We start from the raw sequence: 25,992 nt of genomic DNA on the forward strand, positions 1-25,992 counted from the left end.
CTTTCACAGTCGGCACCTCTCTTTCACAAATAGAATATTTTGGATTTTCTTGAACAGTTTTAAAATCAAAATGAAATTTTTTAAGATTCGCTTATGTAAGAACTTCATTTTAATTTCGTGACAGTTTCTGATATTTCAAATAAAATCCTCCCTTTTCTTACATAGATTATGCACAGGGAAAAGGGAGGAGTCAATCTGATTCAGTGCTTATTGTTTTGTAGCTTTTTTAATTGTTTCGTTAGCTTTTTCAGTGAAGGCTTTTAAAGCATCCGCTGGTTTTTGATCGCCATTTGAAACTGATTGCAACATTGGGAACCATAGAGTTCTCATTTCTGCAAAACCATCAATTGTATTGTAGTATGGTGAGTAGTATTTAGTCCAACCACTGATTGTTTCCATACGTTTATCTTCATAAAGTTTTCCAAATGAAGTACGAACTGGGAAGGCACCTGTACGAACAACGTCTTTTGGACCCCATTCTTTGTCATCCGCGATGAATTGAACGAATTTCTTAGATGCTGCAACTTTCTTGTCGTCTTTGTTGTTGAATACTGCAAATCCGTTTACAAGGTATTCAAGAGCTGGTTTACCTGAATCTGATGGGAATGGTACTTCTACCACTTCTACTTTACTTGCTTCCAAGAGTTTAGCTTGGATACCGTTTTGAGCTGGCGCCCAAAGGATTGTGTAAGATGTTTGACCGTTGGCAAAGTTTTGGATATCTGCTCCACCGTCAAATTGTGAACCGTTGTTCAACAAACCGTCTTTGATCCAGCTAGCTGCTTTTTCAAGACCTTTGACGAATTTAGGATCATCAGTTGTATATTTTGTTACATCTTTATCTGTTACAGAACCGCCGTAAAGGTTTGAGATGAAGGCACGTGTTCCTTGGTCTCCCCCTTGACCAGAACTGAACAATGAACCTGGTGTGTAGCCTTTGTCTTTAAGCGCTTTCAAAACTTTCTCAAAGTCGTCTGTTGTCCAACCTTCTTTTACAAGGTTCGCAACTCCAGCATCTTCCAACATTTTCTTGTTCATAGCCATGTAGAATGGTGCTGAACTGATTGGATACATGTAGGCTTTGTCTCCAGCCTTACTTGCTTTTACAATGTTTTCATTGTTGACATCTTTAACAAAGTCATCTGTGAAGAGGTCATTCAAGTCAGCCAATTTACCATTTTTACCATATTGGATGATACGTCCTGGTGCGTCAAAAAGTACGTCTGGAGCTGTTCCTGCTTCGATGGCTGTTGTGATTTTTTCAGGACCTGACTTGAAGTCGATGGTTTCCAATTTCACTTTTATATCTGGGTTTGCTTTTTCAAACGCTTCGATGATTGATTTTTCATAAGTTCCAACACCGTCACCAGTTTTTTCTTGGGTAAATACTGGGAATGCCCACCAAGTGATTTCTGTTTTTCCGCTGTCGCTACCAGATTTTGCAGCATCTTTACTTCCGCCAGAATTTCCACAAGCAGCAAGACCAAGAATCGCAGCACCCGCAAGCACTGTACAAGCTAGTTTTCTAAATTTCATTTGTATTCTCCTATTTATAAGCGTATCCATATTGGATAATGAGCAAGTTTGCATCTGTATACGTTTTCATTTTATCCGACGCTTCCACCACTCTCCTCTGTTTTTTATTAAGTCAGTAAGTACTTATACTCTTCGAAAATCTCTTCAAACCATGCCAGCTTCGCCTTGGCGTACTCAAGTATAGCCTGCGCCTAGCTTCCCAGTTTGCTCTTTGATTTTCATTGAGTATTAATCATCTACACCTAAAATTTCATTAATACTATTTTTATATAAGATTGCTTTTGCTCCATATATTGCTTGAATACCACCCTTCACTTCTAAGACATCAACTGCACCAATTTGTTTTAAAAGTGCTTTATCAACTTGATGAACTTCTTTTACAGCTACACGTAAACGTGTCACACAAGCATCTACATCTTCTATATTATTTGATCCACCCAACGCTCTGATAATTTGTAGGCTATCCTGTTTTAAATGATCTGCAGTATTTGAAGTTGAATCTGTGGATTCAGAAATTTCTTTAGAATCTACTTCTTCTCCTCGTCCTGGCGTTAGAACGTTGAATTGAGTAATGAACCATCTAAAAACAATATAATACAGAACACTCCAAATAAGTCCAAATGGAATCTGAAGAACCCAATTCGTTTTAGCGTTCCCCTGCAAAATTCCAAATAAAGTAAAATCGATTACACCTCCTGAGAATGTGTTTCCTATTGAAATATTTAAGACGTCTGCAATAAAGAAGCTGACACCATCAAGGAATGCGTGTACAACATATAGAACCGGACTGACAAATAGAAACATAAATTCAATTGGTTCTGTAATACCGGTAATAAAAGATGTTAAAGCAACTCCAAAAAACAGACCCGCGTATTTTTTACGACGATTTTTAGGAACACTATGGTACATCGCTAAACAGGCAGCCGGTAAACCGAACATCATTGTTGAGAAACGACCTGCAAAAAACCTTGTTCCTTCTGTAAATAATCCAGAATGAGTCGGGTCGGCTAATTGAGCAAAAAATATTTTTTGAGCTCCAACCACTGTTTGTCCTGCAACAGTTTCAACACCACCAAGTTCAGTATACCAAAACATAGGGTAAATCATATGATGTAAGCCTACTGCTCCAGAAAGTCTCATTAAAAATCCATATAGAAAAGTTCCAATTGGACCCGCCTGAGAAATATATCCACCTGTAGAAACAAGAAGTTGTTGAAAAGGTGGCCAAATAACAAAGAAGACAAAGCCAATTAAGATAGAAGAGAACGATGTAACAATAGGAACGAAGCGTGAACCCCCAAAGAATCCTAAAGCGGAAGGTAATTGAATATTGTTATATCGATTGTGCAAATATACGGCAACTATTCCGACAACTAATGCTCCAATAACTCCAGTATCAATTGCAGATCCTTCTGCCATAAAAAGTTTTACCAGAGCTTTAATCGTTGCAGTCATAACTAAGTAACCAGTTACTCCTGCTAGCGCAGCGGTTCCTTTATCTCGTTTCGCTAAGCCAATACATAATCCCACACAGAGAAGTAGTGATAAATTACTGAATACAACCTCTCCTGCAGAGCTCATTACTTGGAATATTGATTGAAAAAAACTATTGTCTAGTATTGGATAAGTTGCTATCGTGGTTGGGTTTGAAAGTGCACCACCAATCCCCAAAAGTAGACCTGCTGCAGGAAGTATAGCTATAGGTAACATAAAAGCTTTTCCAACTTTTTGTAAAACTTTAAACATAAAATTCCCCCTTACATCTTATTTGAGACCAGCAACAAAGCGTTCTGTAATCTCTTTTGGTCTAGTAATAGCGCCACCAACAACAATACCTCGCACTCCATATCCTAGGATTTGTTTGGCTTGTTCTGGTGTATGAATTTTTCCTTCTGCAATGACATCTACACCAGCATCACAGAGTTTTTTGATCAATTCAAAATCGGGACCATCCACTTTAGGACTGTAAGATGTGTATCCTGATAAGGTTGTTCCGACAAAGTCAATTCCTGCTTCAACGGCTGCCAATCCTTCCTCGAAAGTACTTGTATCAGCCATCAAGAGCTGGTTAGGATATTTTTCCTTAACCTGACGAATGAACTCTTGAATCTCCAAACCATCATAGCGTTCACGCTTGGTACAATCCAGAGCAATGACCTCGATGTCCAGTTCTGCCAGTTCATCAACTTCTTTCATAGTAGCAGTGATGAAGGGTTCTTGCGGTGGATAATCTCGTTTTATTATCCCAATGATTGGAAGGTTTGTAACCTCCTTGATTTCCTTGATATCGCGAACACTATTTGCTCGGATACCGACTGCTCCACCTTGCTCAGCCGCTTTGACCAGCAATGGAATGACTCCTCCCGCTTCTGTATAGAGCGGTTCGTGAGGAAGGGCCTGACAAGAAACGATGATTCCATCTTTGATTTGTGCAATCAAAGCTTCTTTAGTAATCTGTGGCATCCTCTTTCCTCCTTTTCTTTGTTCTTATGAGGTCATTATATACCATTTGTTAAGCGCTTTCAATACTTTGTCATAGAATAGATTTCAGTTTCAAAAGTATTTTATAGAACAGCTGTTTCTGAAAGTAGTTTCAGAGAATTACGATTCCAATATTCTATAGAAATTTATTGTATCTATTAATCTGTTGAGTAGACCTATCTTTTTAAAAAGTGTATAATAAAAAACAAATATAATGATTGGATGCGACTGCTAATGGACGAACTAAAAAAGGTTATTACAGATTTAATTGGCAAAGATACTCTAAGTTCTTTCCTTCAACAATTTCCTAACTATTTTCCAATTATACAAAATAATCCCTATTTTTCAAATATAACTACAGGATTAATTATCAATACTATTTGGCAAGCTTTTCAATATAAAAATAATGATTTTAAGATTAATGATGTTATTTTAGAGGAAAAACACGTTCAGAAAAAAGACATAAAAGCTTCAATACCTCTAAGAAATTATTCATCACTTTCGAAGGGGAATCATACTTTTCCATATTTCGCTTTCTCAGAAATAGGTAATCTTCAATTTACTATAAATCAAAACACAAAATTGAAAAGTGTGAAATTAATTTATTCAATAGATGACCAACTTGAAAAGATTGATAATATTGAAAATTTGACTAATGTACTTAAATTTGAAAAATTAAAGCAAAAAAGTAGAAAAAATGAAAAAATTTTTCATTCTGATTGCCCATTAGTATTCTCTTCTGAAAATAAATTTCGATTTAAAAATTTTCTTGTTTGTGTAGACACAGGAAAAAAAGGTTATGATTGCTTTATCATCCAAACATTCCAAGCTGCACTATTTGAGTATTTCGTATTATGTGAAATCAATTCCAATTTAGAATTTGAAAATTTCAAAATTATTTTTCCTACGTATTCATTAAAAAATAGATTTAAAATGCAACATAGAATTATACGGTTAGATAATTTGGATTCACTAGTAGATGATTTTATCATTGATGGTAATTCATATAAAACTGGTGTACATACGCTTCATTTTAAAAATTTTGTAAAATTTTTTTACGATGCATATAACTTTCAACAATGTGACTAATTTAAAAAGAGGTAAGGTTATTTTATTCCCATTACCTCTTTCTATTTTTACAAAGCCAAATGATTAAAATTATTCTCTTATTCTTCTCTCTTTTTCCCCATTGCAAACAATCCAAGGAAGAAACCTATTAGTCCTAGGGAGGTAAGGACTACATTCTCCTTCTCCCCTGTACCAGGAAGTATCTGCTGAGCAAGAGTTACAGGAGAATCTGCTCCCTTATATTCTGCAAATTCATGTACAGCTACATCGGCTACATTCGTACCAACTTTGTACCTAGGGATTTCATGAACTGCTGTCTCCGCACCATTCACGCCACCTCTAAAATCTGGCTTAGCTACTGTAGGGGCTGGAGAATCTCCTAATGTGGATAGAACACCGCTGTACTCTGGAACTTCTGTAACAAGTGATTCGTCTCCGTTCACTCCGCCTGTAAAGGCATACTGTTCAACTGTTGGAGCCAATTCTTCTCCTGAGCTTGATAATGTATCACCCATATACTCTGGCTTAGCTACTGTAGGAGCTGGAGAATCTCCTAATGTAGATAGAACACCGCTATACTCTGGAACTTCTGTAACAAGTGAGTCGCCTCCATTCACTCCGCCTGTGAAGCTCTGTTTTTCAACTTTTGGGGCCGATTCTTCTGCTATTGCTAATGAACCCTTATACTCTGGGATTTCTAGTATCGGAGATTCACCTCCATTCACGCCACCTCTATACTCTGGCTTAGCTACTGTAGGAGCTGGAGAATCACCTAATGTAGATATAACACCACTATACTCTGGAACTTCTGTAACAAGTGAGTCTCCTCCATTCACTCCGCCTGTGAAGTCTGAAATGTGATGAACCTCAGCATCTGCTCCATTGACCCCGCCTCTAAACTCTGGCTTAGCTACTGTAGGAGCTGGAAAGTCTCCTAATGTGGATAGAACACCGCTATACTCTGGAACTTCTGTAACAAGAGATTCGCTTCCATTCACTCCGCCTGTGAAGTCTGGCTTATCTACTGTAGGAGCTGCAAAGTCACCAGATGTACCTAAAATACCAGAATCTTCTTTTCCACTATCTTTTTTGGGATCTAATTTCCCAGCTAAATCCTTATCCGAATCCTTCTTAGAAGGTTCCACTTCTTTATCTTCCACATAGACAGGATCTTTTGGTTGACCCTCAATATAAGAACGAACCCAATCCAGCTGCTCTTTTGATAAGACTAAACCACCACTGCGGCTTCCTACAACACCATTTTGGTGAACTCCAATTAAAGCACCTTTATCATTATAAAGACCACCACCAGACGCTCCAGGTTTCGTACCTCCATAGCTAATTCCCTCTATTCCAGAACCGAAGTCTGTAGTTCCTACTACTTTGCTATCTAAAACTGGACTTAGCTTGTTATCTGGAAAACCATAGACCGAAACTGAATTCCCCTCTACAACTTTTGAAGATTGTTTTACAACCTCTACAGGAGTTACTTCTTTTACTGCTTCTTTTAACCGAACCAAAGCTAAGTCATTTTTAAATCCAAATACTGAATCTTTCTTATTCCAATAAACAATATCATCATCTGAAAAATTCACAGATAACCCATTCGGTACGGTTGCTTTATACACCGTATTGGTGCGACCAGATTTAGTAATTACTTCAGAACCTTTAACTGTTAAGAAATTATGAGCGACTGTTAATACCAAATTTGGTGCAATTAAAGTACCTGACCCCGACCCATCTGGCGTTTGAATGTGCATTGTAGCATAGAAATTTTCTGGACCATTCGGAGCTTGTAATACCTCTTTACTAGGCACAGGTAAGTTCGATTTACCACTCAAATCAACCTTACCAACTTCAGTTCTTGCAAAATCCGAAGAAGACGTAGATGGAGGAGTTACCGAATCTACTACCGCTCTTATAATTGTATCACCCAAAGCTAACTTACTGACATAGTCATCAGACCAACTTGTATCACTTGCTAATTTGTTAATTGGCACTCCGTTATAGGATACTACTTTAGCTGTTGGGGAAGTTGCTATTAACTGTTTGAAGTCTGGATTTTGTCTTAAATGAAAATTCAAACCACTTCCAACAGGACCTTCCTGAACAACCTTATCTGAAATCAAGCGAGTTCCTTTAGTATCTTCCACTCGAAGTAAAACACGACCTTTTTCTTCACCTTTTACTAAAGTAGCTCGACCTTTTTCATCAAAACTATACAAAGCACCATCAATCTCAGACTCTACATCTTTTAAAGCTATATGATTTTCATCATAGTAGTAACGGTTTGCACCATCTATATACCAACCCTTTATACCATATTTATCAATCATAGAACGAATCCAAGCTCTGTGCTTTTCCGTAAAGATAGTACCACCGCCAATACGCTCACTCTCAGGAGCGTTTGAAGTATTTGTTCCGTGCTGGTGGATACCGACTACCTCTCCCTTATCATTAAACAAAGGAGCACCTGAAAAACCTCCTAAAGCTGAGGAATGATAAGTGACTGCACCATTATCTTTATTGATACTGCTCACAGTTGTTGAGACTGAATAAGCCTTACCGTCTTTCAATCGAGCTTTATTTTCTTTACTTAAATTTGGAGTAGAAAAATCATTGGGATATCCGACCATAGTGATTTTATCACCAGTAGAAACCTCTTTATCACTCAACTCTCTTGGAGAGTCCTCACCACCTGTCATAGCTTCTACAGGCTTTTTAGTTACCACTACTGCTAAGTCGTTGCTATAGTCTTTACCAAAGTCTTTACCGTTATACAAGTGAATAGAGTCTTTTTCAAGAGACTCGGATACCCCTGATATGGGTACTTTGTTACTCTTCTCTGTTTCTGAGTTCATCACAACATAACTACGAGCAGACTCTCCACCACGTAAGACCGCAGACTTGTCTTCTTGATTTTTATCATAGTAATTATGAGCTACTGTCACCATGACATTTGGCGCTACAAAGACACCACTACCAGAAGCCGTTTGTTTTCCACTTGTTCCGCTATCATAAGTGGTGTAAGTCATAGCAACACCTTCTGCAGATTTACTATGAACATCCACATCTTTTATATCGTTACCACCCTGAATAACATCAGCAGCAACGACTTCACCACCAATAACTGGTAAGTCTGGTGCAGCTAATCCAATCACCGCTGATAGTGTCAAACAACCAACCAAACCATAAGCTTTAGATTTACGAAATTTCCCTAAACCCTTTAAACATACAAACATGCATTACCTCACTTTAACTTTCAAAGTTAATTTATCCAAGTATATTCTAAAAAATAAAATATTACAGTTTCCATTAGCATAACATTCTCTACTTTGATTCTTACAATAAAAATAGCTATAGATTATTTTGTTCCTTTACAAATGCTCCTTAAGTACTGTATCTCCAGGAATATAGTTTTTACAAGATATTATCCTAATGAGAAAATTATCTTATACATAAACTTATATATAAATGTTCATTTGTAGCGAAACTGTATATTTTCTTATAAATTATAACACATTTCACAGACGCTTTCCAATGTATTGAAATAGCTTATACCAAACTAGATAGCAAAATGAATTGTTTTACACCAAGGTCAAGAAAAAAACTCATACTCAATAAAAATCAAAAAGCAAACTAGGAAGCTAGCCGCAGGCTACTCAAGACACTGTTTTGAGATTGCAGATAAAGCTGACGTGGTTTGAAGAGATTTTCGAAGAGTATGAATTTCAAAGTATATATGAACTAGAATATTTGCTGACTAGACTCTGTACAAAAAGAGAGCTACTGGGCTCTCTCATTCATTACTTCACATACTTAAAAGGAATCTCACTGCCACAGAGCCAATTGTAGACTTGGTCGTTGACAAAAACATTCATAGTTTCATGAGCATACTCTGGCATGATACGATAGGCCTTATCGCAAGTCAGACGATTGTAAATCGCAAACTGGGTAATAGGGTAGCAAACATCATCGTCCAAGCCCGTAATCATCTTAATCTTACCTTTGATACGATGGGCAAGATTTTTCACATCGATATAGGCAAGGGTCGCCATAATCTCCTCCTCAGTTTCATGGAAGGGGTCGTGAAACTTGAAATAACGAAAAAGTTCGTCGTAAGCCTCGCTAGTATTCCCAATCTCAAGCACTCGTCTGAAGTCTGACAAGAATGGATAGATGGCAACAGTTTTCTCAATTCGAGGATTGAGCGCCGCCGCAACCAAGGCTAGAGCCCCTCCTTGCGAGGCACCATAGCTAGAAAGTCGCTTCTCATCTACCTGAGGCAGACTAGCAACAATTTCAACCAACTGGTAAATATCCAGATAAACATCCTTATAAAAGAGGTGATCCCGACCTTCCACAGCACCACGGATAATATGCCCCTTAACGGTATTCCCTAGAGGAGAACGCAAGCCGTCTTGTGAATATCCCGACTGGCCTCGAACATCCATGGAAACAACACCGTAACCAGCTACGGTGAAAGCCAACATGTCGGCCCAGTCCCAGCCACGTCCCATATAACCATGGAAATGGAAGATTAGCGGAACCTTCTCCTCACTTTTTGGAAGAACGACGCGCGCATAGACCTTACCTTCATTGGTTCCTTCAAAGGTTAATTCATAGCACTTTACTTGAGGAATGTGGAAATCTCTTTCCTCCAACTGATAGGCTGGAATAGTTGAAACTTTTTTCACTTCCTCATCCCAGAAAGCATCAAAGTCCTCTGGAACCTCATCTCGTCCTTTATAAGTCTTAATTTCTTCTAATAAAGCTGGATTTTTCATAATATGCTCCTTCTTTTTTGTAATCGCTATCACCACTCTAGCATATCTAGAAAAGCAATGCAAGAAAGAAGGGTAATACTCTTCGAAAATCTCTTCAAACCACGTCAGCTTCGCCTTGCCGTATATATATATGTTACTGACTTCGTCAGTTCTATCTGCAACCTCAAAACAGTGTTTTGAGCAACCTGCGGCTAGTTTCCTAGTTTGCTCTTTGATTTTCATTGGGTCACTTCTAAAACTAACTTCCAGTTTTGGGAGAGAGAGGGAAGTTACTTTGAGAAGTTACGCTTTTTTACGAATAAATAGATAGAAGCACTAAATCTAGTCAACCTAGAGGTAAAAATGTGCTATAATGAAAGGAGAGAAAGAATGATTCTCAGACATCCGGGCATTAGCCCGACCAATGATTTAGTGGCTAAGAAGATTTTTAGCAACCCAGAAATCACTTGTCAATTTATTCGCGATATGCTGGACTTACCAGCCAAAAATGTGACCATTTTGGAGGGAAGCAATATTCACGTATTACCCTCCATACCTTATTCAGTGCAGGATTTCTATACCAGTATAGACGTTTTAGCGGAGTTAGACAACGGCACCCAGGTTATTATCGAAATACAAGTGCATCATCAGAATTTTTTCATCAATCGCCTGTGGGCTTATCTGTGCAGTCAGGTCAATCAGAATCTTGAAAAAATTCGCCAACGTGAAGGTGACACACACCAGAGTTACAAACATATCGCACCAGTATACGCAATTGCTATTGTGGATAGTAATTATTTCTCAGATGACCTAGCCTTTCACAGTTTCAGTATGCGTGAGGACACGACAGGTGAGGTTTTAACCATTACCAACAATGGTCAGGAAAACCATTTAGTTAAGATGGCGTTCTTGGAACTAAAAAAATACAGAGAAACCAGCAAAGATAGCATTCGCAAACCATGGTTAGAGTTTTTTGGGAATAAACCCTTTACTCAGCAACCCGAGCGAGCTATTAGCCAGGCAGTCCAACTGCTAGACTATAAGAGCTGGTCCGAGGAGGACAGGAAAATGTTTAGTCAACTACGTATGCGCGAAGAACAGGCATTGCTAGCACAGGACTATGCCTTGGAAACTGCTAGAGCAGAGGGCATTGAACAAGGCCGAGAAGAGGGAGTTGAACACGGTCTAGAGCGTGGGAAAATCTTTACCTTTCTAGATTTAGTACGCCAACATGTTTTAACTTCCGAATTTGCGAGTGAACAATTGGGTATGACCGTTGATGAGTTTGAGGCCTTGTTGTAAGACCAGCACTAACAGTCAGAAAAACCATCTAGTCAAGATGGCATTTTTGGAATTAAAAAATATAGAGAAACCAGCAAGGACAGGGTTCGCAAGCCGTGGTTGGAGTTTTTGTAAATCATTAAATCAATGACAGATTTTTCCGTAATAGATGGAAGAATCTGTTTTTTAGTTATGCTAGATGTGGGTTCTGAAATAGTAAGATATGGTGTATTGAAATAAGATATGAACAAAGAAATTAGGAAAGTCAAATTATAGTTAAATGAAATAAAAACTGAACAAATTAATTGCGGAATTCAAACTAATTTCTAACAATGTTTTAGAAAACACGGTGGACTATTCAAGATTCAATCTACTATAATTTCTAGAAATTTTTTAGAATCCGCAGTGTGCTATTTTAGATTCAATAAATTGTGCTTTTAAAAACGAAAAAAGAGCATTTCCGCCCTTTTTCTCCTGCTCAATCTTAGTTTTTTGCTTCTTTCTTCTGGAAAGTGGTTTGGTAATTTACTTTAATCGTTACTGTCATGTGAGAGTCCTCGTTTCTTTTTGATGACTCTAGTATAAGGGCCGAACCTGAAAGCTAGCTTAAGATTTCCTTAGAAAAAGCTTAATCTAGATGTTCTTTCTTCTCCAAATGAAGGGCAATCATGCGCCATTCTGGATCCTCTTGCCAAGCTTCTATCGAACTAATGTAACTAGCAACTTTTCTGGCTTCTTCTAAAATTGGAAAATCTTCAATAATATCAGCCACTTGGAATTCTGGAAGTCCTGACTGTCTGGTTCCAAAAATTTCACCTGAACCACGCATTTTCAAATCTTCCTCAGCAAGAACAAAACCATTGGTGGTTTCTGTCATGATGCGCATACGGTCTTTCCCAGAATCCGTCTTGGGATTGGCAACAAGAACTGCATAGGACTGCTTATCTCCCCGACCAACACGACCTCTGAGCTGGTGAAGCTGGCTGAGCCCGAAGCGATCGGCATCCATGATAATCATGACGGTCGCATTGGGAATATTGACCCCTACCTCGATAACCGTCGTTGAAACCAGAATATCCGTTTTTCGCTCTTTGAACTCCTGCATAATCTGGTCTTTTTCGTCACTCTTCATCTTACCATGTAGAAGAGCCACCTCTGCCTTACCAGCAAAATGAGCCGTCAATTCCTCAGATAAAGCAATAGCATTTTTCAAATCCAGAGCTTCTGATTCTTCAATCAAGGGAGAGATGACATAGGCTTGTGAACCTTTTTGAATTTCCCCCTCTAACCAAGTCAAGACCTGAGATAGTTGCTCATGCTTGATCCAGCGTGTCACAATAGGCTTCCGCCCTGCTGGCATCTGGTCAATAATGGAAACATCCATATCGCCAAATGCCGTGATAGCCAGCGTCCGTGGTATGGGAGTCGCCGTCATCATGAGGACATCTGGGTTGTCGCCTTTTTCTCTCAGAACACGCCTTTGCCCTACACCAAAGCGGTGCTGCTCATCGATGATAATCAAGCCAAGACGAGCATAATCTACCCCATCCTGAATCAGAGCGTGGGTTCCGATAATCAAATCAGCCTCACCCTTGGCAATAGTCTCCAAGACTTCTCTCTTTTCTGCAGCTTTCAAGGAACCTGTCAAAAGAGCCAGTTTCAAGTCTGGAAAAAGGTTCTGTAAACTCTCAAAATGTTGCTCTGCGAGGATTTCTGTTGGTACCATTAGGGCAGCCTGATAACCAGCTGTCACCGCCGCAAACATGGCCAAGCCAGCAACCACAGTTTTTCCGCTCCCCACATCACCTTGTAAGAGACGATTCATGTGGTGGTCGGACTTCATGTCTGTCAAAATTTCCTGCAAACTCTTTTCCTGAGCTTGGGTTAGGTCAAATGGCAGATTTTCTTTAACAGCTGTCACTTTTTCCTGAGACCAATTCAGAACCAGACCGCTTCCCTGAACTCTGTTTTTAGACTTGAGCGTCTGCAATTGCATTTGGAAATAAAAGAGTTCCTCAAACTTGATACGGCGAAGGGCCTGCTTGTATTCTGCCAAATCCTTAGGGAAATGCATGGCTCGAACTGCCTGACAACGGGACATAAGTTTGTATTTATCCAGTAAAGACTGGGGCAGATTTTCCTCAATCAAGAGGTCCAGCCCCTGATCAAAGGCTGTCTTGATGACCTTGACCAGACTTGCCTGACTGATTCCTTGAGCCAAACGATAGACAGGCTGGAGGTCATCTTCCACCTGAGCTAGGACCTTCATCCCAGTTAGACTAGCCTTGGCACGATCCCATTTTCCAAAGACAGCAAGAGTTGCTCCCAACTCTATCTTATCAGCCAGATAGGGCTGGTTAAAGAAATTCACCGCAAAAACGACTTCTCCCTGCTTAAGACTAAAGCGCAGGCGATTGCGCTTGAATCCATAATACTGGACACTGGCAGGAGTCACGACTTGACCAGATAGGACTGCCTTCTCCCCGTCCTCTAGTTCCAATACTTGCTTGGTTTTGAAGTCTTCATAACGGAAAGGAAAGTAGAGCAAGAGGTCTTGCAAATTTTCAATTCCTAGTTTGGCGTATTTTTCTGCTGACTTTGGTCCCACACCAGGTAAGACATGCAAGGGTTGATGTAGATTCATGCTCCACTCCTTTCTTTTCTAATAATATTCTCTCGGAATGCGGTCGCTGAGAAGACAAACCACCTCATAGTTAATAGTCCCACGGTAGGTCGCTACCTGAGTAGCTGTGATTTCCTTGCCCCCGTTAGAACCAATCAAAGTTACCTTGGTTCCCAGTGGATAAAGCTTAGGCAGACGAATGGTGATTTGGTCCATAGAAACCCGCCCAACGATTGGGCAAGCTTGGCCATCTACCAAGACGGAGAAATTCTGCATATCACGTGTCCAACCATCCGCATAGCCGATTGGCACGGTCGCGATGACTTGCTCGCTATCCGCTTGATAAGTTGCTCCATAGCCCATGCAAGCTCCAGCTGAAACTGTCTTGACATGGACTAAAGCAGACTCCAAGGTCAAGGCTGGTGTCAGGTCATAAGGCAAATCCAAAACCTCTCCACTTGGATTGAGACCATACATAGCGTCTCCCATACGAACCGCGTTAAAAATAGTCTCTGCATGCCAAAGAGTCGTTGCCGAATTGCTGGCATGAACCAGCTCTGGAAGACCTTTCATACTGGCCAAAATAGTTTTAAACCGTTCTAACTGTTCATTAAAGTAGGTATCTGATTCCTCATCTGCAGTCGCAAAGTGGGTAAAAATCCCTTCAACACGAGCACCATGTTGTTGGAGCAAATCTTGAGCCTGCTCAGCTTCACTAGCCTCTCGAAAACCAATCCGTCCCATTCCTGAATCAATCTTGAGATGGACTGTCAATCCAGTTAGGTCCGCTTCCTTATCTAAGAGTGCTTGAATCCACTCCAGTCCAGCCACAGTCAAGGCGATATCGTATTCTTTAGCAAGAGAAACAGCTTCGATTTCAGAAACTCCTAAAATAAGGATTTTCTTGCTGAGTCCAGCTTGTCTGAGTTCAATGGCTTCATCAATATTGGAAACGCAAAAGCCATCAACATCATCTTGAATCGCCTTGGCAACGGCAACAGCTCCATGTCCATAAGCATTGGCCTTGACCACAGCCCACTTGAGCGTTCCTTGAGGGATATGAGCCCCCATTTGCTGAATATTGTGTCGAATAGCTCCCAGATGAATCAGAGCCTTGGTTGGTCTATGTGGACTAGCTTTCATGATTTTCCTCCAAAATGACACTGGCTGTCACAAACTGATCTGTGTGGCTGATAGACAGCCAAATCCTTCCTGAAAATGGTGACTGACTAAAATAAGGCGCCCCGCGTTCATTGCTCAAGACTTCCAAATCCTGAAAACCAAGCTTTCCAACGCCCGTTCCCATAGCCTTGGAAAAGGCCTCCTTAGCCGACCAGCGACCAGCTAAATATTCAATCTGCCTGCGCCCTTTAAGACTGGTAAACCGTTCCATTTCCTTAGCGGTCAGCACGCGCTTGGCAAATCCTTCATGTCGTGTAACTGCGCTTTCTATCGAAGCCAATTCTTCGATGTCAATTCCATGTCCAACTATCATTCTCATCAAAAGGAGTTGAGATTCCCCAACTCCATCCTTTTCACTTATTTTGTCAAGGTAGCATAAATCTCTTCTACCAAAGCCTCTGTATTTTCCCAACCTAGGCAAGGATCGGTAATGGAGCAACCAAATACCTCTGGTTGATTTTGACGACCATCTGCTAGGTAAGATTCAATCATAAAGCCTCGAACTATCTTTTTAATCTTCTCATTCCAATCACGATTCTGCAAGGTCTTACGAACCACTCGAATCTGCTCCATATATTGCTTGCCTGAGTTATCATGGTTGGTATCAATGAGGATAAAGGGATTTTCAAGCCCCATAGTCTCATAGCGTTCAATGGCATTTAGCAAGGTTTCATAGTAAAAGTTAGGCTCATTTTTCCCATATTCATTGACTGCACCACGAAGGATGACGTGGGCCAAGGGATTTCCTGAAGTCTCAACTTCTTGACCATGGAAGAGGAAGGTCTGTTTATTTTGAGCGGCATAGATGCCATTAAACATAACACCAAGATTTCCAGAGGTTGGATTTTTCATTCCGACTGGTGCATCAATTCCTGAAGCCACAAAGCGGTGCTCTTGGTCTTCCACAGAACGAGCTCCTACAGCATGGTAGCTGACCAAATCATCTACCAAGACCAGATTTGACGGATAAAGCATCTCGTCTGCCGTTGTCAAACCAGTCTCTGTAATCACGCGGTAGTGCAACTGGCGCACAGCTTGCAAGCCGTTAATCAGGCTTGGAGCCTTAGAAGTATCTGGTTGGTGAACCAAACCTTTATAGCCGTCTCCGTTAGTACGAGGTTTAGCTGTATAAACACGCATAACCATGAAAATCTTGTCCGCCACCTTCTTCTGCAAGGCGGATAAACGGCAGGCATATTCCAAGACAGCCTCTTCATTATCAGAAGAGCAAGGACCAATCACCAAAAGGATACGGTCATCTTCCCCTGAAATAATGTCTGCCAATTCTCTATCACGACGCTCCTTTAGTCGCAAGGCTTCCGCAGACAATTGAGTTTCTGCCTTGATTGCTTCAATATCGATTTCTTGACCTTTTTCAATAAATGCCATCTTATTCTCCTAGCGTTTGGTAGATTTCTCTGACGAGGGCTTCCGTATTTTCCCAGCCAAGGCAAGGGTCTGTGATCGACTTGCCAAATACTTCTGGTTCGTTCTGACGACCGTCTTCTAGATAAGACTCAATCATAAAGCCACGAACATACTGCTTGATTTTTTCATTCCAATCACGGTTAATCAAGGTCTGGCGGACAATTCGAATCTGATCCATGTATTGCTTACCAGAGTTGTCATGATTGGTATCCACAATGATAAAAGGATTTTCCAAGCCCATTTTCTCATACTGGGCAATAGTATCCATCAAATTATCATAGTAGTAATTAGGAATATTCTTACCATACTCATTGATTGCTCCACGAAGAATGGCGTGCGAAAGCGGGTTCCCAGTTGTTTCCACTTCTTTTCCTAAGAAAAGGAAGCTTTGTTTGTTTTGAGCAGCATAAATCCCATTAAACATGACATTGAGATTTCCAGAGGTTGGATTTTTAAACCCAGTAGCAAAATCTGCCCCACTTGCCACAAAGCGGTGTTGCTGGTCTTCAACTGAACGGGCACCAACCGCCATGTAAGAAATCAAATCATCCACAAGCGGAAGATTTTCAGGATAAAGCATTTCATCAGCTGTTGTCATACCTGTTTCTGTGATAACACGATAATGAAGATGTCGAACGGCTTTGATTCCGTTGATGAGGCTAGGGGCTTCTGTCGCATTAGGCTGGTGAATCAAGCCCTTATAGCCATCTCCGTTGGTACGGGGTTTAGCAGTATAAACACGCATAACCATAAAGATACGGTCTGCCACTTCTTCTTGCAAAGCTGCCAAACGCTTAGCGTACTCAAGAACAGCTTCTTCATTGTCAGATGAGCATGGCCCGATTACCAAGAGAATCCGTTGGTCTTCTCCACGTATAATGGCTTCTAGCTCTTTATCGCGCTGAGATTTTCTCTCCAAAGCTTGGCCTTCTAATTTTGATAAGGCACGAACTTCTTCAATATTAATTTTAGGACTTTTTGCTGTAAATACCATAACTCATCTCCTTATAAATCAAACGGATACCAAGTAAAAATTTACTTTTCACAAGGTATCCGCCTCTAAACTATCTCATTTTATTGTCTTTTACCGTGACAGTTTTTAAACTTCTTACCAGAACCACATGGGCAAAGTTCATTCCGTCCAATCTGACTCAAATCCAAATCTTCTGGTATATTTGCTTGGTGGGCAGCGATATTACGGGTCGCTGTTGTACTGATATGGTGTTCTGCTTGTGGTCTTTCTTGTTCATGAATTTGTGCTTTCATCATCAAGCGTGTCACATCAAACTCAATCGAACCAATCATGTCATTAAACATACGGAAACCTTCTGCCTGATACTCGACAACAGGGTTGTTCTGAGCATAGCCACGAAGTCCAACCGCGTTACGTAATTGATCTAGGGCATCGATATGATCTGTCCACTTGTTATCTACCACTCGTAGAATCAAAACTTTTTGGAATTCTTTAACTGCTTCTTCATCGCGTAGTTTTGAAACCTGACTATCGTAAACTTGCAAGGCACGTTGGAAAAGTTCTTCCTTGATGGCCTTATCAGACAAGCCAGACAAATCTTCCATCGTAATAGAATCTTCTGGAAGCAAGTTGTACTTAGCAAAGTTCAAAATTGCTTCGAGTTTTTCATCTTGTTTGGCACGCGCATGACCATCAACGACACGACCAATCGTGCGTTTAATCATAGCCTGAATTTCAGGTGCCAAGTCACGATCTGCAGTAATGACGTCGTAACGTTGAGCGTAGATAATTTCACGTTGTTCACGCATGACGTCATCGTATTGAAGGACTTGTTTACGGGTATCGTAGTTATTTCCTTCGACACGTTTTTGCGCCGCTTCAACTTGACGTGTCAACATACGAGACTCAATGGCCTCCTCAGACATGTTCAAGCGTTCAAAGATTCCCTTCAAACGTTCAGAACCAAAACGTTTCATCAAATCATCTTCAAGAGAGAGGTAGAATTGTGACTCACCTGGGTCTCCTTGACGACCTGAACGTCCACGAAGCTGGTTATCGATACGACGGCTTTCATGACGTTCTGTACCAATAACACAAAGTCCTCCAAGTTCACGAACTCCTTCACCAAGCTTGATGTCGGTACCACGACCGGCCATGTTAGTCGCAATGGTAACAGCACCACGTTGACCAGCATTCATGATGATTTGAGCTTCTTTATAGTGGTTTTTGGCATTCAAGACTTCGTGAGGAACACCAGCTGCGACTAGTTTCTTAGAAATGTAGTCACTGGTTTCAACCGCTACTGTACCAACCAAGACAGGCTGACCTTTTTGGTAACGAGCTTTAACATCTTCGACAACCGCCTTAAACTTAGCCTCGATACTTGCATAAAGAAGGTCTGAGTGGTCAATACGTTGAACAGGACGGTTGGTTGGGATTGGAATAACACGAATGTTGTAAATTTCACGGAATTCTTCTTCCTCAGTCTTACCTGTACCCGTCATACCAGACAATTTCTTGTACATACGGAAAAGGTTTTGGTAAGTGATTGAGGCAGATGTCTTGGTTTCATCCTGAATTGGCACACCTTCTTTAGCTTCAATGGCTTGGTGCAATCCATCAGAATAACGACGACCTTCCATGGTACGACCTGTAAATTGGTCGACAATCAAGATTTCTTGCTCTTCGCTCACCACATAGTCAATATCGAGAAGCATGATGTAGTTGGCACGAAGGGCGTTATCGATAAAGTGAGTCAGAGCTACATTTTCGATGTCATAGAGATTGTCAAGTTTGAAGTAGCTTTCAGCCTTGTCAATCCCTGAATCAGACAAACCAATAGTCTTAGACTGCACATCGATGATGTAGTCGTCTTTGTCCAAAGATTTTACATAGTGGTCTGCCATGTGGTAGAGCTGACTGGTTTCAACTGCATTAGCACCTGATACGATCAAAGGTGTACGGGCCTCATCAATCAAGATTGAGTCAACCTCATCGACCAAGGCATAGTTAAGCGGACGTTGTACCATGTTTTCAGCACGAACGACCATGTTATCACGAAGGTAGTCAAATCCGATTTCTGAGTTGGTTGAGTAGGTAATGTCACACTCATAGGCTTCTTTTTTCTCCATTGGAGATTTGGCAGCCAAGTTAATCCCTACTGACAAACCAAGCCATGAGTACAATTCACCCATTTCAGTCGCGTCACGCTCTGATAGGTATTCATTGACCGTAACTACGTGAACCCCTTTACCTGAAAGGGCGTTGAGGTATACGGGCATGGTCGCAGTCAAGGTTTTCCCTTCCCCTGTACGCATCTCTGGCACGTCACCATGGTGAAGAACGATTCCCCCCATGACCTGAACCTTATATGGGAAGAGACCTAGGACACGTTTGGCACCCTCACGGACAACCGCAAATGCTTCATAAAGCAATGAATCCAGTGATTCTCCATTTTGATAACGTTCTTTAAATTCAACTGTTTTTGCTTTTAGTTGGTCATCTGTCAAAGCAGCCATTTGGTCTTCGTATTTGAAAACCTTGTCAGCCATCTTTTCCAGACGACGGATTTCTCCTTTATCATTTTCGATAATTGTTTTTAAAATATTAGCCATGTTTTTCCTTACTTTAAATTCCGAATATTTTAGAATGTTCTTTTAATTTTAGCACAATTACTGATTATTTTCAAGGAAGAATCCCCATTTTGAAAAGGAAAAAGAGGCTAGTTCCCAAGCTAACCTCTCTGATTTTTATGACTGATTAATTGCCAAAAATCGGCAAAATGGCAAATAGGATAAATAGATTTATCCAAAAAGAAAGACAACAGATAAGTCCAAAAACAAAGAGACTGACTTTCTTGGACAGCAAGGCCATCAAAATCGACAGAATTCCAAAAACTAGTAAAACTTTCTGCATGATTAAGAGATTGATAAATATTCCCAGAACTGGTTTATCCCAAGGAACAAAGAAGAAAGCCAGCCAGATCAGCAGAACTAAACCAATATAGACCTTAGAATAGCGTGTAATAAATGATTTTAGACGTTCCATAAGCAACCTCCTACAAATAGAAAGTAATATAATAATCAATGAAAATCAAAGAGCAAACTAGGAAACTAGCCGCAGACTGTACTTGAGTACGGCAAGGCGATGTTGACGTGGTTTGAATTTGATTTTCGAAGAGTATAAATCAATGCCTTCCACCGTTAGACTCCCCTAGTTCTCGTCTCAAGCGAAACATGTTTTTGAAAAAGATATAGTCTAACCAGTCACTGCCTAGAGATAAGACTATCAAAAGCAACCAAACACCCCAAGTACTAGCATCTGATACATAATTTAGAACAAAAGGGAAAAATAAGAATGAAAAAATTGTCATATCCAAGCTAAACAGAGCTAAAAGGGAAATATAAATCCAGTAGAAATAGTAGATAATGGGGAAAAACTTACTGTTTCTATCAGCATTATCTATCCAATAAAAAAAGTAAAAGCAAGGAAATAAGAGTATCAAATGAAACCAATTAAACGACAGTTTCATCATCGACACCTCCTCTTTAAAATTGTTTTCTTTAGTTTCATTCTATTAAATGTTCTTACCAATATAAATCAATGCTTTCCACCTTTAGACTTCCCCAGTTCCCGTCTCAAGCGAAGCATTTTTTTGAAAAAGAAATAAGTTAACCTATTCAGACCAATAGCTAGCAGGATAAAAAGAAACCAAATTCCCCATAACTTGATATCTGTCAAATTTCTCAAGACGATATTGAAAAACAGAACTGAAATAACTGTCCAAGCAAGGCTAAAAAGAGCATAGAGGGGGATGTAAAACCAGTAAAAATAGTAAAAAATTGGGAAAAATTTACTATCTCTATCAGCCTTTTCAATCCAGCTGAAAAAGTAAAACCAGGGAAATAAGATTATCAATTTAAACAAATGTTTCATCACCAGCCCCTCTCGATTTGACAGCGCTTTCTTTATCTTCATTCTATCAAAAAAATCTGGAAATGTCATTCCAGATTCTACTTTTTTATTTGCGTTTTCTTGCGATGAGATGGATTGGTGTTCCTTCAAAGACAAAGGCCTTGCGGATTTGATTTTCCAAGAAACGCAAGTAAGAAAAGTGCATGAGTTCTTCTTCGTTGACAAAGATAACAAAGGTCGGTGGTTTGGTTGCCACTTGAGTCGCATAGAAAATCTTGAGACGTTTTCCTTTGTCTGTCGGTGTTGGGTTGATGGCAATAGCATCCATAATCACATCGTTCAAGACAGCTGATGGGATACGTGTGTTTTGACTTTCGCTGATTTGCTTGATCATCTCAGGCAGTTTGTGGAGACGTTGCTTGGTCAAAGCAGATACAAAGATAATCGGTGCGTAAGGCAGGTATTGGAACTGCTCACGGATATCTTCTTCCCAGTTTTTCATAGTGTGGTTATCTTTTTCAAGTGTATCCCACTTATTGACCACGATAATCATCCCTTTACCAGCTTCATGGGCAAATCCTGCGATACGCTTGTCGTATTCACGGATGCCTTCTTCCGCATTGATGACCATCAAGACCACATCTGAACGGTCAATAGCACGCATGGCACGCATGACTGAGTATTTCTCAGTATTTTCATAAACCTTACCAGATTTACGCATACCAGCCGTATCAATCATGGTAAACTCTTGACCATCTGTATCTGTAAAGTGGGTATCAATAGCGTCACGCGTTGTTCCAGCAACAGGACTAGCAATGACACGGTCTTCTCCCAAGATAGCATTGATCAAGCTTGACTTTCCAACGTTTGGACGACCAATCAAACTAAACTTAATGACATCTGGATTTTCTTCTTCATATTCATTTGGAAGATTTTCTACAATAGCGTCTAGCACATCCCCTGTACCGATACCATGGACAGATGAGATAGGCAGCGGTTCACCCAAACCGAGAGCATAGAAATCATAGATATCATTTCGCATCTCAGGGTTGTCCACCTTGTTCACTGCCAGGATAACTGGTTTGTGGGTCTTATAAAGCTTACGGGCTACGTATTCGTCCGCATCAGTAATTCCTTCCTTACCAGACACAACAAAGACGATAACATCTGCTTCTTCCATGGCAATTTCTGCCTGGTGCTTGATTTGTTCCATAAAAGGAGCATCGACATCATCGATTCCTCCTGTATCAATCATGCTAAAAGAACGATTGAGCCACTCACCCGTTGCATAGATACGGTCACGTGTTACTCCTTCGACATCTTCTACAATGGAGATTCGCTCACCAGCGATCCGATTAAATAGGGTTGATTTCCCAACATTGGGACGTCCTACAATGGCAATAGTTGGTAGGGCCATAATTTCTCACTTTCTACAATAACTTCTTCTGTTCAAGATTTTTTCTAGTTGAGCTTGGTTCTGCTTGACCAAACTGTTCTGCTAGACGCTGACTCCAGCTTGTTGTCGCACGCGCCCCAGCATAGTCCGCCTGTACACGGTCATAAGCCTCAATCACATCAACTGTTTGTTCCTGATATTCTTCCTCAAAGATAACATTCTCTAGTGGCAGTCTTGGTTTCACATCATGATTTTGATTTGGCACACCCAGTGCCATCCCAAAGACAGGATAAGTGTAGTCAGGTAGGTTAAAAAGCTCTGCCACTTCTTCTGACTTGTAACGAACCAAGCCAATGATGACACCTCCATAGCCCAAACTTTCAGCTGCCAGCAGGGCATTTTGTCCAGCAAGAGCCGCATCGACCGAACTAATCAAGAGACCTTCCACCCCTTGAGGTTGGAATGTATCGGTATGAAGTCGGGCTCCCTTTTCTGCTCGGTTTAAATCTCCGACAAAGAGAAGGAAAACAGCTGACTGGCGAATGGCTTCTTGAGGCACCAATTCATACAAGGCATCTTTCTTCTCTTGACTTCGGACCACAATCACAGAGTAGGATTGGAAATTCTTCCAAGACGAGGCCATCTGGGCTGCTGTCAGGATTTCAGTCAAGTCTTCCTGAGGAAGGGCTTGCTTTTTAAACCTGCGCACTGAAGTATGAGCCTTCATTAATTTGATTGTTTCTGTCATCGACGGTTTACTCCTTCTAAACGAGTCTCCTCAGCCAAATAACGGATGCGTTCCATGACGCGTCTGGCTTCCCAGGTTTCGTCAGGTCCTTGTTTTACTTTAGCAAAATGCTTCTCCAAATCTTCAAAGTCGAAGTTGGAGGTGAAAAAGGTCGGTAAATTTTCCTGCATCCGATATTGGAGAATGACCTGCAGGATTTCATCACGCACCCAAGCTGTTGATTGCTCGGCACCAATATCATCTAAAATCAGGACTTCAGAAAGCTTAAGCTCATCCACCAAGGTCTTGACATTACCATCACCGATAGCATTTTTGACATCAATGACAAAGCTAGGATAGTGGAGGAGAGTTGATGAAACACCGCGTTTTTCTGATAAATCATGGGCTAAGGCAGCCACCATGAAACTTTTACCCACACCAAAGTCTCCATATAGGTAAAGACCTTTTCGAATAGCTGGATATTGCTCCACGAAGGCTAATAGCTTTTCAAAAACTGGCAAGCGACCCAAATCATCCAAGTCAACTTGAGCTAAACTAGCTTTCCTGAGACTAGCTGGCAGATTGATTAACTTGAGACGGTTCTTAATAGCCGCTTCTTTTTCCGCCGCGATTAGTTCAGGAGTTTCTTCATATGAAACGTCCGCATAGCCATGATTCATGACTAGTATAGGCTTGTAGCCTTTGGCAATATAATCTGTATCTCCTCGGAGAAACTTGTCACGCTCGGTAATGTACTGATTAAATTTGGAGATACTGCGATTCAATTCCTCTGGAGTAAGGGATTCTTGCTGGATAAAGGCCGCAACATCAGGATCCTTCATGATTTTCTGGACCAAATCTTGATAATGAAAACGGCTAGGTTGACGTTTGAGTACGTCTCCGACACTTTCCATCTAATCTCCTCCTTTTTCTAATCGAGCTAATAGTTCTTGTTTCTTACGTTCTAGTTCCAGACGAGTTTCCTCGCTGGTTTCATTCTTATAATCTGGATTGCTCCACTTGGGTACATTGGACTTGGTAGGACTGGGTTTACTGCTTTTTTGAGCCTGACTCTTTTGCCCACGTTCACGGATGCGCAAGACTGCCTCTTCTGCCGAATGAATCTTTTGGTATGCATAATCATTGGCTACCTTCATGGCATATTTCTCATTGATGTTTGCCGAATCTACCTTATTAAAGGTCAATAAGAGAATGATATTGATGACTTCATCCAGCAAGCCCAAGCCAGCCATCTGTTGCAAGAGTTCCCTTTCTGTTTGGGTAATGGTTCCCTTGCGTGTTTGCTTGATTTCTGCCAAGAACTGCAGGGCAGTTTTACTTTTGGCTTCTTTGATAATGGTCGTTTCCTTAGGACTAAAGTCAGAGGAAATCGGTTTTTGAGCAATTTTTTCCCGCATGCGTTTGGTTGAAATAACCTGGGAAACAGCTGTTGACTTGGCCAGTTGATAGGTTTCAAACCAAGTCCATTTCTTCTCCTCGGCAATGGCAAAGAGGTTCAAAACATCGGACTGCTCATCCGCAAAGCGAAGCCCATCACGAGCCATCAGCTGACGAAAATGATCCAAGTCAAAATCATTGGCCACTTTCTTCTTGAGACTAAGGTCTTCTTGACTTCCCAGTTCTGCCAAGTCTGGAAAGACTTGATTGAGTGAGACAGGTATTTCTTCTCCCTCAGCACTCTCAACTCTCAAATCCTCCACAGCTGCATCACCAATCTTTTTCTCTAAAAGTCTGCGATAAATAGGATGTTCCAAGAAGTCTTGACTAGATAGAGGAGCATGGAGAGCTAACTGATAAACATCACCCTTTTGATAGAGGGTCAAAAGATTGAAAGCAGATAGGATTTTCAGGGATTTTATCAGTCTATCCATCCCAAAATTGAGATGATTGAGAATGCTTGAAAAAAGATATTCCTTTCTGCCATTATCCCAAAAACTGATCGTATAAAGATAAAGGCTCAGTGCCTCCTGACCGATAATCGGGAGGTAGCACTGTACCAGAGATGAGGTATCTTGCGACACCCGATTATTCTTTAGATAAGAAAAACGGTCAATTGGCTTCATTTATCTTTCCTTTTTCTTTTTAGAGGACTGGGTGATTTGTTGGAGCAAGCTCTCTAACTCACTAACATCCTTAAAACTACGATAGACACTGGCAAAACGCACATAGGTAATCTCATCCAACTCAGCCAACTCCTCCATGACGAGTGAACCAATGTCCTCACTTTGAATTTCGTTTTCATTTCGACCACGGAGTTTCTGTTCGATACGATTGACTACCATGTTGATTTCATCACTTGACACAGGACGTTTCTGGGCTGAGCGGATAATCCCATTAAAGATTTTATCTCTGGAGAATTGTTCTCGTGTGCCATCTTTTTTAACAACCACTAAGGTTCTTTCTTCTACTCGTTCGTAGGTTGTAAAACGGTGCTGGCATTCGTCGCACTCACGTCTTCTACGAATGGTGTTCCCTTCTTCTGCTTGGCGACTATCGATAACACTTGACTTGGTAGCCCCACATTTTGGACAACGCATCCTTTCCCTCCTTATCGTTTTCTTTTCATTATACCATTTTTTAAACGATTCCCAAAAC

At 40.7% G+C, this 25,992-nt stretch carries 21 protein-coding genes and 1 pseudogene; 3 read left to right on the forward strand and 19 right to left on the reverse strand.

What is annotated here, in order from left to right; all coding sequences use genetic code 11:
* Positions 1 to 207 precede the first annotated feature (207 nt).
* The 3 genes from FQT24_RS05350 to FQT24_RS05360 form a co-directional block, all read right to left on the reverse strand.
* Positions 208 to 1,536, reverse strand: a complete 1,329-nt coding sequence (locus FQT24_RS05350) for an ABC transporter substrate-binding protein (RefSeq protein WP_143952410.1) — start codon at positions 1,534 to 1,536, stop codon at positions 208 to 210.
* Between the two features lie 228 nt (positions 1,537 to 1,764).
* The gene (locus tag FQT24_RS05355) at positions 1,765 to 3,282 is read right to left on the reverse strand and encodes a PTS transporter subunit EIIC (protein WP_000477437.1); all 1,518 of its coding nucleotides are present in this window, start codon (positions 3,280 to 3,282) and stop codon (positions 1,765 to 1,767) included.
* A gap of 18 nt (positions 3,283 to 3,300) precedes the next feature.
* Complete coding sequence (locus tag FQT24_RS05360; RefSeq protein ID WP_001135679.1) at positions 3,301 to 3,999, reverse strand: N-acetylmannosamine-6-phosphate 2-epimerase; 699 nt, start codon at positions 3,997 to 3,999, stop codon at positions 3,301 to 3,303.
* A 252-nt stretch (positions 4,000 to 4,251) separates the two neighbouring features.
* Here FQT24_RS05360 and FQT24_RS05365 point away from each other — a divergent pair, with 252 nt between their 5' ends.
* Positions 4,252 to 5,106, forward strand: coding sequence for a hypothetical protein (locus FQT24_RS05365; RefSeq protein WP_049551296.1), 855 nt, complete (start codon positions 4,252 to 4,254; stop codon positions 5,104 to 5,106).
* 77 nt (positions 5,107 to 5,183) lie between these two features.
* On the opposite strand, the gene FQT24_RS05370 is transcribed toward FQT24_RS05365, so the two are convergent.
* The gene (locus FQT24_RS05370) at positions 5,184 to 8,327 is read right to left on the reverse strand and encodes an SIALI-17 repeat-containing surface protein (RefSeq protein WP_260666337.1); all 3,144 of its coding nucleotides are present in this window, start codon (positions 8,325 to 8,327) and stop codon (positions 5,184 to 5,186) included.
* Between the two features lie 564 nt (positions 8,328 to 8,891).
* Positions 8,892 to 9,872: an acetylxylan esterase gene (locus FQT24_RS05380; protein ID WP_143952411.1), complete on the reverse strand. Its 981-nt coding sequence runs from the start codon at positions 9,870 to 9,872 to the stop codon at positions 8,892 to 8,894.
* A 369-nt stretch (positions 9,873 to 10,241) separates the two neighbouring features.
* Between FQT24_RS05380 and FQT24_RS05385 the strand changes: the two genes are divergently transcribed.
* On the forward strand, positions 10,242 to 11,153 hold the full coding sequence (locus FQT24_RS05385; protein WP_143952412.1) for an Rpn family recombination-promoting nuclease/putative transposase: 912 nt from the start codon (positions 10,242 to 10,244) through the stop codon (positions 11,151 to 11,153).
* 4 nt (positions 11,154 to 11,157) lie between these two features.
* Positions 11,158 to 11,261, forward strand: a pseudogene (locus FQT24_RS11265) (Rpn family recombination-promoting nuclease/putative transposase); the annotation flags it as partial.
* A gap of 499 nt (positions 11,262 to 11,760) precedes the next feature.
* Here FQT24_RS11265 and recG read toward each other — a convergent pair.
* From recG to nrdR, 14 genes are all read right to left on the reverse strand, one after another.
* Positions 11,761 to 13,776, reverse strand: a complete 2,016-nt coding sequence (recG, locus tag FQT24_RS05395) for an ATP-dependent DNA helicase RecG (RefSeq protein WP_143952413.1) — start codon at positions 13,774 to 13,776, stop codon at positions 11,761 to 11,763.
* An 18-nt stretch (positions 13,777 to 13,794) separates the two neighbouring features.
* Positions 13,795 to 14,898, reverse strand: coding sequence for an alanine racemase (gene alr, locus FQT24_RS05400; RefSeq protein WP_143952414.1), 1,104 nt, complete (start codon positions 14,896 to 14,898; stop codon positions 13,795 to 13,797).
* The gene (gene acpS / locus FQT24_RS05405) at positions 14,888 to 15,250 is read right to left on the reverse strand and encodes a holo-ACP synthase (protein ID WP_185952583.1); all 363 of its coding nucleotides are present in this window, start codon (positions 15,248 to 15,250) and stop codon (positions 14,888 to 14,890) included. Before acpS ends, alr begins: the two co-directional genes overlap by 11 nt.
* 44 nt (positions 15,251 to 15,294) lie before the next feature.
* Positions 15,295 to 16,326, reverse strand: coding sequence for a 3-deoxy-7-phosphoheptulonate synthase (locus tag FQT24_RS05410; RefSeq protein WP_143952416.1), 1,032 nt, complete (start codon positions 16,324 to 16,326; stop codon positions 15,295 to 15,297).
* Position 16,327: 1 nt separating this feature from the next.
* Positions 16,328 to 17,359 (reverse strand): 3-deoxy-7-phosphoheptulonate synthase, encoded by a 1,032-nt coding sequence (locus FQT24_RS05415; protein WP_143952417.1) that lies wholly within the window; start codon positions 17,357 to 17,359, stop codon positions 16,328 to 16,330.
* Between the two features lie 80 nt (positions 17,360 to 17,439).
* Positions 17,440 to 19,953, reverse strand: coding sequence for a preprotein translocase subunit SecA (gene secA, locus FQT24_RS05420; RefSeq protein ID WP_004258556.1), 2,514 nt, complete (start codon positions 19,951 to 19,953; stop codon positions 17,440 to 17,442).
* Between the two features lie 145 nt (positions 19,954 to 20,098).
* Positions 20,099 to 20,386: a hypothetical protein gene (locus tag FQT24_RS05425; RefSeq protein WP_185952548.1), complete on the reverse strand. Its 288-nt coding sequence runs from the start codon at positions 20,384 to 20,386 to the stop codon at positions 20,099 to 20,101.
* Between the two features lie 139 nt (positions 20,387 to 20,525).
* Positions 20,526 to 20,873: a hypothetical protein gene (locus tag FQT24_RS11065; protein WP_000977067.1), complete on the reverse strand. Its 348-nt coding sequence runs from the start codon at positions 20,871 to 20,873 to the stop codon at positions 20,526 to 20,528.
* A gap of 65 nt (positions 20,874 to 20,938) precedes the next feature.
* On the reverse strand, positions 20,939 to 21,274 hold the full coding sequence (locus FQT24_RS05440) for a hypothetical protein (RefSeq protein ID WP_143953026.1): 336 nt from the start codon (positions 21,272 to 21,274) through the stop codon (positions 20,939 to 20,941).
* Between the two features lie 85 nt (positions 21,275 to 21,359).
* Positions 21,360 to 22,670: a ribosome biogenesis GTPase Der gene (der, locus tag FQT24_RS05445; protein WP_001207696.1), complete on the reverse strand. Its 1,311-nt coding sequence runs from the start codon at positions 22,668 to 22,670 to the stop codon at positions 21,360 to 21,362.
* Positions 22,671 to 22,683: 13 nt separating this feature from the next.
* Positions 22,684 to 23,397: an NADPH-dependent oxidoreductase gene (locus FQT24_RS05450; protein ID WP_143952418.1), complete on the reverse strand. Its 714-nt coding sequence runs from the start codon at positions 23,395 to 23,397 to the stop codon at positions 22,684 to 22,686.
* Positions 23,394 to 24,290, reverse strand: coding sequence for a primosomal protein DnaI (gene dnaI, locus FQT24_RS05455; RefSeq protein ID WP_143952419.1), 897 nt, complete (start codon positions 24,288 to 24,290; stop codon positions 23,394 to 23,396). Before dnaI ends, FQT24_RS05450 begins: the two co-directional genes overlap by 4 nt.
* Complete coding sequence (locus tag FQT24_RS05460; RefSeq protein WP_143952420.1) at positions 24,291 to 25,460, reverse strand: DnaD domain protein; 1,170 nt, start codon at positions 25,458 to 25,460, stop codon at positions 24,291 to 24,293.
* Positions 25,461 to 25,934, reverse strand: coding sequence for a transcriptional regulator NrdR (gene nrdR / locus FQT24_RS05465; RefSeq protein ID WP_001203672.1), 474 nt, complete (start codon positions 25,932 to 25,934; stop codon positions 25,461 to 25,463). It abuts the gene before it with no gap.
* Positions 25,935 to 25,992 lie beyond the last annotated feature (58 nt).

The organism is Streptococcus mitis (genome assembly GCF_901542415.1).
GTDB lineage: Bacteria > Bacillota > Bacilli > Lactobacillales > Streptococcaceae > Streptococcus > Streptococcus mitis_BL.

Coding starts and splice junctions, on each gene's coding strand:
- FQT24_RS05350 (WP_143952410.1), bottom strand. CDS start 1,536: ATGAAATTTAGAAAACTAGCTTGTACAGTGCTTGCGGGTGCTGCGATT.
- FQT24_RS05355 (WP_000477437.1), bottom strand. CDS start 3,282: ATGTTTAAAGTTTTACAAAAAGTTGGAAAAGCTTTTATGTTACCTATA.
- FQT24_RS05360 (WP_001135679.1), bottom strand. CDS start 3,999: ATGCCACAGATTACTAAAGAAGCTTTGATTGCACAAATCAAAGATGGA.
- FQT24_RS05365 (WP_049551296.1), top strand. CDS start 4,252: ATGGACGAACTAAAAAAGGTTATTACAGATTTAATTGGCAAAGATACT.
- FQT24_RS05370 (WP_260666337.1), bottom strand. CDS start 8,327: ATGTTTGTATGTTTAAAGGGTTTAGGGAAATTTCGTAAATCTAAAGCT.
- FQT24_RS05380 (WP_143952411.1), bottom strand. CDS start 9,872: ATGAAAAATCCAGCTTTATTAGAAGAAATTAAGACTTATAAAGGACGA.
- FQT24_RS05385 (WP_143952412.1), top strand. CDS start 10,242: ATGATTCTCAGACATCCGGGCATTAGCCCGACCAATGATTTAGTGGCT.
- recG (WP_143952413.1), bottom strand. CDS start 13,776: ATGAATCTACATCAACCCTTGCATGTCTTACCTGGTGTGGGACCAAAG.
- alr (WP_143952414.1), bottom strand. CDS start 14,898: ATGAAAGCTAGTCCACATAGACCAACCAAGGCTCTGATTCATCTGGGA.
- acpS (WP_185952583.1), bottom strand. CDS start 15,250: ATGATAGTTGGACATGGAATTGACATCGAAGAATTGGCTTCGATAGAA.
- FQT24_RS05410 (WP_143952416.1), bottom strand. CDS start 16,326: ATGGCATTTATTGAAAAAGGTCAAGAAATCGATATTGAAGCAATCAAG.
- FQT24_RS05415 (WP_143952417.1), bottom strand. CDS start 17,359: ATGGTATTTACAGCAAAAAGTCCTAAAATTAATATTGAAGAAGTTCGT.
- secA (WP_004258556.1), bottom strand. CDS start 19,953: ATGGCTAATATTTTAAAAACAATTATCGAAAATGATAAAGGAGAAATC.
- FQT24_RS05425 (WP_185952548.1), bottom strand. CDS start 20,386: ATGGAACGTCTAAAATCATTTATTACACGCTATTCTAAGGTCTATATT.
- FQT24_RS11065 (WP_000977067.1), bottom strand. CDS start 20,873: ATGATGAAACTGTCGTTTAATTGGTTTCATTTGATACTCTTATTTCCT.
- FQT24_RS05440 (WP_143953026.1), bottom strand. CDS start 21,274: ATGAAACATTTGTTTAAATTGATAATCTTATTTCCCTGGTTTTACTTT.
- der (WP_001207696.1), bottom strand. CDS start 22,670: ATGGCCCTACCAACTATTGCCATTGTAGGACGTCCCAATGTTGGGAAA.
- FQT24_RS05450 (WP_143952418.1), bottom strand. CDS start 23,397: ATGACAGAAACAATCAAATTAATGAAGGCTCATACTTCAGTGCGCAGG.
- dnaI (WP_143952419.1), bottom strand. CDS start 24,290: ATGGAAAGTGTCGGAGACGTACTCAAACGTCAACCTAGCCGTTTTCAT.
- FQT24_RS05460 (WP_143952420.1), bottom strand. CDS start 25,460: ATGAAGCCAATTGACCGTTTTTCTTATCTAAAGAATAATCGGGTGTCG.
- nrdR (WP_001203672.1), bottom strand. CDS start 25,934: ATGCGTTGTCCAAAATGTGGGGCTACCAAGTCAAGTGTTATCGATAGT.